Consider the following 4074-nt stretch of genomic DNA (forward strand, 5'->3'; position numbering starts at 1 on the left):
CCATGTTGTCGCGCAGGTAGTCGAAGCCGAACTCGTTGTTGGTGCCGTAGGTGATGTCGGCCGCGTACGCCTCGCGACGCTCGGGCGTGTTGGGCTCGTGCAGGTCGATGCAGCCCACCGTGAGCCCCAGCCACCGGTACAGGTGGCCCATCCACTCCGAGTCGCGCTGCGCCAGGTACGAGTTGACGGTGACCAGGTGCGCGCCGCGCCCGGTCAGCGCGTTCAGGTACAGCGGCATGGTGGCCACGAGCGTCTTGCCCTCGCCCGTCGCCATCTCCGCCACCTTGCCCTGGTGCAGCGCGATGCCGCCGATGAGCTGCACGTCGTACGGCACCATGTCCCAGGTGAGCGTCTGGCCCGTCACCTCCACGGGGGTGCCCACCAGGCGGCTCGCGGCCTCCTTCACGGTGGCGAACGCCTCGGGGAGGACGTCGTCGAGCGCGCCCTCGATCACCGACGTGAGCCGGCGCTCTGCCTCGCCGATGGTCTCGGACAGCGCCTCGCGCTCGGCGGCGCTCTCGGAGTGGCGGCGCTGGGCGCGCAGGTCCTCCAGCTCGGCTTCGGTGCTGGCGGACGCCTCGCGGATGAGGCCGCGGAAGCGCTCGGTCTGGGCGCGCAGCTCGTCGTCGGGGAGCGCCTGGAGGCGCTTCCACTCGGCGTTGATCTGGTCTACAAGCGGTGTCAGGCGCTTCAGCTCGCGCTGGTGGCGCGTCCCGAACAGCGCGTGGATCACACTCTTCAGCATGGCTTCTCTTCAATCATATGAGGCCGTCCCGGTAGAGCCCCTCGCGCTCGACCACCGCGCGTACGCCCTCCGGGACCAGGTAGCGAATCGATTCGCCCGCGGCGACGCGCCGGCGTATGTCGGTGGCCGACACGTCCACGCGGGTCACGGGCACCTCCAGGGCGGGAAAGGGCCCGCCCGGAGGCGCGCCTTCGCCCGCGCGCGTGAGGACGGCCAGCTGCGCCAGCCGCACGATCTCGTGGGGCTCGCGCCACCCGCCGATCTCGCGCAGGTTGTCGGCGCCGATCAGAAAAAAAAGTTCGCCCGCGAGGCCCGTGCCGCTCAGCTCGCGAAGCGTGTCCACGCTGTACGACGGGCCCTCGCGCAGCAGCTCGCGGCCGTCTGCCTCGAAGCGCGGGTCGCCTTGCACGGCGGCCCGAACCATCTCCAGCCGCAGGGCCGCCGGGGCGCGCACGGTGCGCAGCTTGTGCGGCGGCGCGGCCGAGGGGACGATGAGGAGCCGGTCGAGGCGCAGGGCCCGGAAGGCGTCTGCCGCGGCCACCAGGTGGCCCAGGTGCGGCGGATCGAACGTCCCCCCGAAGACCCCCGTCCTCATCCCGCCGCGGGCGCGGCCGCAGGCGCCGGGGGCGGCGCGCGGACCGGGGCCGACGGCGGCGCGGCGGCGGGCAGGGCGCGCGCCTCGGGGCTCTGCGGATAGTCGCGCAGCAGCCGCTCGCGGGTGGCCTCCTGCTCCTCCTTGTACCCCAGCGCGCCGTAGCCCTCGTACAGGCGCATGAGCGCCATGGGGGCCACGCCGGTGCGCGGGAAGTTCGCCAGCGCCTCGTTGAAGTAGATGGCGGCGGCGTCGTACGCCTTGCGGCGGAAGTAGAAGATGCCGTTCTGGTACGCCTTCAGCGCCAGCTTCTCCTCCATCCGGTCCACCCGGCGCGACGCCTCCACCCCCTGCGGCGTGTTGGGGTAGATGGCCGCCACCGACTGGCAGTAGGTGATGGCCGTCTCGGTGTACTCCGGGTCCAGCTGCGGCTTGGGCGACAGGTGCGTGTACGCGTCGCACATGCCCATGCGCGCGTCGCGGACGGCCGGGTCGCCGGGGTAGTCGTTGACCACGCGCAGGAAGTCGGCCGCGGCGGTGATGTACTCGTGGTTGGCCACGTGCTCGCGGCCCACGGTCACCAGCGCGGCGGGCACGCGGGGGTCGCCCGCCGCGGCGTCCGCGAACTGCGTGAGCAGCGTGGCCGCGCGCGAATGCTTGCCCGCGGCGCTGGCCTCCATGCCGCGCCGGTAGAGGTCGTCGGGCGAGACGGGAGCGGGCCCGGTCTGGGAGTGGTGCGCGCACGCGGCGAGCACGAGCGAGCCGGCCAGGCCGGCGGAAGCCCTGCGAAGGATGGACGTTTTCATGGACGCTTCGTACCCCGGCCCGCGGGGTGAGTTTCAGAAGGAGGAGCGCCGGCGCTCAGCCCTGGCCGTCGGCGGCGCGGCGGCGCTCCAGCATGCCCAGGTAGGCCCCGGCCTGCGCGTTGTCGGGCTGCTGCTGCAGGCAGCGGCGCCACTCGGCCTCGGCCTCGTTCAGCCGCCCGGCGCGGAAGAGCGCCAGGCCCAGGTTGCCGCGCGCGGCCACGAAGGCGGGACGGGCCTCCACCACGGCGCGCAGCTCGTTCGCCGCGGCTTCGGCGTCGCCCATCTCGCTCAGGGCGCGGCCCAGCTTGTTGCGGATGTCCAGGAAGCGCGGCCGCAGCGCCACCGCGGCGCGGTACTGCTCCACGGCCTCGGGCAGCGCGCCCTCGGCGGCGTACAGGTCGCCCAGCTCGGCGTGCTTGTTCGCCAGGCGGGCGCTCGCGGCGCTGGGGAAGCGTCCCCCCGCCTGGCCGCCGTCGGCCTCCGAGGCGGCCTCGAACGCGGTGCGCGCCTCGTCGAAGCGGCCCAGGTCGTTGAGCGTGATGGCGCGGTTGAGGTGCGCCTCCACGTAGCCGGGGTTGAGCGCGATGGCGCGGTCGAAGGCACCCACCGCCTCGTCCGGCCGGCCCACCAGGCTCAGGCATAGGCCCATCAGGTTCTGGACGTCGGCGAAGCCGGGCTCGCGCCGGGCCGCCGCCTCCAGGTCCTCCAGCGCGGCGACGTAGGAGTTGCGCCCGAAGGCTTCCTTGCCGCGCGCGATCAGCTGCTCGACCGTGGGCTCCTGCACTCGTTCCTCCGGAAAGGGGGAAAAACCGGGGGAAGATAGACCCGCCCTCCGCACGGGGCAAGCCGAACGCGGCGGACGGCCCGATGCCGTCCGCCGTTTCCGCATCCCCCGTCTCGCATCGCCCCACATCTACCGAGACGCCAATCCGCTCGCCCCGGAGAGCAGGGGGCGAAACGTCCTTCGAATCAGCCGTCTCCCATCCGCGGATCGACGTACGACCGAGTTGATCGAACGAAAGCTCCCTACTCCGAATCCCCCGTCCGTCCGGTGCCCTTCGCGAGGGCGGCGATGCGGCGGGCGCCCGCCCACGCGGGAAGGGCGACGGCTGCCATGAGGGCCGCGCGTCCGGCCGTCTGGATCGCGGCGGCGGCGCGAGGGGAGATGCGGTGGACGACACCGAAGCCGGGTGCGTGCGCAAGCTGCCCGGCCATGAGGCGGGCGCGGAAGGCACGGCGGTACGAATCGCCCGGCGCGAGGAGGGAGAAGAGCGAGAGGAGCGCCGCGTCGAGCAGCACGGCGGGAACGTGGCGCGACGGCGGGGCGGCGTGGATCCAGTAGTTCGCCAGCACGACCGACCGGTACGGATCGTCCGCGTCGCCTCCGCCTCGGAGGCGGAGCGCACTTTTCAGCATCTCGCTCAGCAGATCGGCGGCGGGATGGGCGGAGATGGCGCGCCGAACCTCCGTCATCTCCGCAGGCGTGCACCTCGCGGCGGCGGAGGCGAGGAGGAGCAGGTCGCGCAGCGTGCCGCGGCGGTTGAAGTGCTGTGTGCCGGTGTGCAGGAGGAGATGGTGCAGCTGCGCGCCGGGACGGAGGACGAGCACGCCCGGATGCCCTGCCAGCGGCTCGGCCGCGGCCCACAGCGACTCGGCGTCGGCGATGCCGTTGACGCGGAAGTGGACGTCTACCTGCACGCCCCACGGCGGCTTGCGCGTGGCGAGGTGTGCAGTCGCGCCGTGCTCCGGGCCGGGGTCGATGCCGTCCTTGCGATAGCCGGACGCTTCCAGCACCGCGGCGAGCGGCAGCGCGTGCTCGGGACGAACGAGGACGTCCAGGTCCGCGACGTCCACCGACTCCGCGTCGGAGCCCACCAGCGCGCCGCCCTTGAGCACGAGCATCGGCCATCCGCGCGCCGCGCAGATCGCGC

The 4074-nt window shown here is 73.2% G+C and carries 5 protein-coding genes; all 5 read right to left on the minus strand.

From position 1 onward, the window contains the following. The coding region (locus VFE05_22180) for a hypothetical protein (protein ID HET6232800.1) at positions 1-745 on the minus strand (745 nt) is incomplete at its 3' end. A gap of 13 nt (positions 746-758) precedes the next feature. After that, a complete protein-coding gene (nadD, locus tag VFE05_22185; GenBank protein HET6232801.1) occupies positions 759-1340 on the minus strand; it encodes a nicotinate-nucleotide adenylyltransferase in 582 nt (193 codons plus the stop codon). Then, positions 1337-2143, minus strand: a complete 807-nt coding sequence (bamD, locus tag VFE05_22190) for an outer membrane protein assembly factor BamD (GenBank protein HET6232802.1) — start codon at positions 2141-2143, stop codon at positions 1337-1339. Before bamD ends, nadD begins: the two co-directional genes overlap by 4 nt. Positions 2144-2198: 55 nt before the next feature. After that, a complete protein-coding gene (locus tag VFE05_22195) occupies positions 2199-2927 on the minus strand; it encodes a tetratricopeptide repeat protein (protein ID HET6232803.1) in 729 nt (242 codons plus the stop codon). 242 nt (positions 2928-3169) lie between these two features. Beyond that, positions 3170-4074 (minus strand): nucleotidyltransferase family protein (locus tag VFE05_22200; GenBank protein ID HET6232804.1); only part of this gene is annotated, 905 nt, incomplete at its 5' end.

This window comes from Longimicrobiaceae bacterium (assembly GCA_035696245.1).
GTDB lineage: Bacteria > Gemmatimonadota > Gemmatimonadetes > Longimicrobiales > Longimicrobiaceae > DASRQW01.

Bases quoted from the DNA above. Each gene is read 5' to 3' on its own strand.
- bamD (HET6232802.1), bottom strand. From the start codon at position 2,143: ATGAAAACGTCCATCCTTCGCAGGGCTTCCGCCGGCCTGGCCGGCTCG.
- nadD (HET6232801.1), bottom strand. From the start codon at position 1,340: ATGAGGACGGGGGTCTTCGGGGGGACGTTCGATCCGCCGCACCTGGGC.